2 protein-coding genes are annotated in these 1,925 nt (G+C 73.0%); both read right to left on the bottom strand.

The features are described 5' to 3' along the window. On the bottom strand, window positions 1–1,055 hold a 1,055-nt coding region (locus I5E_RS03390), incomplete at its 3' end, for a glycoside hydrolase (protein ID WP_022905753.1). Then, a partial coding sequence (locus I5E_RS03385) for a substrate-binding domain-containing protein (RefSeq protein WP_022905752.1) occupies window positions 1,052–1,925 on the bottom strand: 874 nt, incomplete at its 5' end. The genes I5E_RS03385 and I5E_RS03390, both read right to left, overlap by 4 nt.

The raw sequence follows: 1,925 nt of genomic DNA, 5'->3' as shown, positions 1-1,925 counted from the left end.
ATCCACGAGGCGTACCGGGTCGTTGCGCCGTCCCCGACGACCGGTGCGGCACCGTTCAGGGGCGCGAAGTCGTCTGTGACGTCGAGCTCGTCCGCGTACGCCGCCCGGAGCGTCCGGGGGAGGTCGAAGCGCAGCGAACCGTCCGGTCGCTGGTGCGCCTGCAGGGTCGCCATCGTGCCGGCCCACTGCCACGCCCCGGCGTCGCGCTCGCCCTCCTTCGTGGCGATCCAACCGACGAAGAAGCGGTCCTCGCCGAGGGCGACGGTCTTCGCGGCGTAGAACGCACGGCTGTCGACGGTGTCGTCGGCGGGTGCGAGCCACGGCCCGTCGGGCGACGTCGCGATGCGGTACCGGGTGCAGAACGCGTCGGAGAACTCGGAGTACACGAGGTACCACCAGTCGCCCCATCGGAAGACGTCCGGGCACTCGTGGGCGATGAACCGGTGCGGCGCCCAGAACGGGTCAGCGTCGCGCCAGGTGACGAGGTCGTCGGACTCGAGGCGGGCGACCAACCCGGACCGGCGGTACGGCTCGTCCGGGCGGCGGGTCGCGAGGAGCATCTGCCAGGGGCGGTCGGCGGACGGCCGGAACACGAACGGGTCGCGCCAGTCCTCGGGCGCGTAGCCCGGCAGTGCGGGCAGGTCCCACTCGGGGTGCTTCGTCCAGCTCGTGAGGTCGCCGTCGGAGGTCGCGTGGCACACGACCTGGACGTCCTTCCGGACGAGGTCGGTGTCGGTCGTGATGCGCGGGTTGTGGCCGGTGGAGAACAGGTGCAGCAGCCCGGTGTCGTCACGGACGACGCTGCCCGTGTAGCAGTCGAAGTCGCTGGCGTCCGGGCCGCCCGAGGGCAGCACGACGCCGTGGTCCTCGAACGTCACGAAGTCCGTCGTCGAGACCGCCGCCCAGGGCATGCCGGTCGGGCGGTCGACGGGTGCCGCGTCCGGCCGTTCGTCGAGCAGGTGGTACAGCCAGGCCCGGTCACCGTCGGCGAACGGGATGACGTCGCCCACGAAGCCGTTCGGCGGGCGGTGGTGGGTGCTCGGCTGGTCGGTCACTCGGACTCCTGCGGTTCGGTGTCGATGCGTGGTGCGGCCAGGGAGCTGCGCGGGACGTACTCGCACGGCACGAGGTGGCGGCCGGGGTCGTGCGTCTCGGCGAGCAGCAGCGTGCCGGCGTCGAAGCCCATCTGCTGGTGGGGGAGCGCGACCGTCGTCAGCGGCGGGTGCATCTGGTCGGCGAGGTCGGGCTGGTCGTCGAAGCCGACGATGCTGACGTCCTCGGGGCAGCGCAGCCCGAGGGACTGCGCGGCCATCAGTGCGCCGACGGCCATGCGGTCGTTCCCGCACACCAGCGCGGTCGGCGGGTCCTCGGCGAGGAACTCCATCGCGAGGTCGTAGCCCGACCCGACCTGGTACGTGCCGAACCGGACGGGGACGGTGTCCGCCCGGAGACCGGCCTCGGCCGCCGCCTCGTCGAACCCGCGCTTGCGCTCGCGGCAGGCGTAGTCGTCCTCCGGCCCGCCGAGGAACGCGACGTCGGTGTGTCCGGCCGCGAACACGGCGGCGGCGACGTCGCGCCCGCCCTGGAACTCGTCGGCCAGCACGGTGACGGCCGGCGCGCCGTCCGGCGGGAAGCAGTTCACGAAGACCGTCGGCACGTCCTCGACGCCGGAGACCGGCACCACGTCCTCGGGCCCGGGGGCGGCGTAGATCAGGCCGGCGACGCCCTGCTGCACGAGGTTCGCCACGGCGGCCTTGCCCCCGTCGGACGTCTGCGCGGTCTCGACCACGAAGCACACGTACCCGGCCGCCTGGACGGCCTGCTGGACGCCGAGCACGATGTGACCGGCGTAGGGCTGGGAGACGAGCCGGTCCGCGATGACCCCGACCGTGTACGACCGGTTGGACCGCAGGACTGCGGGCGCG

The organism is Curtobacterium sp. B18 (assembly GCF_000333375.1).
In the GTDB taxonomy this organism is placed as follows: domain Bacteria; phylum Actinomycetota; class Actinomycetes; order Actinomycetales; family Microbacteriaceae; genus Curtobacterium.
The sequence above is the reverse complement of the archived record's forward strand: the minus strand, read 5'-3'. Positions and strand labels throughout refer to the sequence as shown.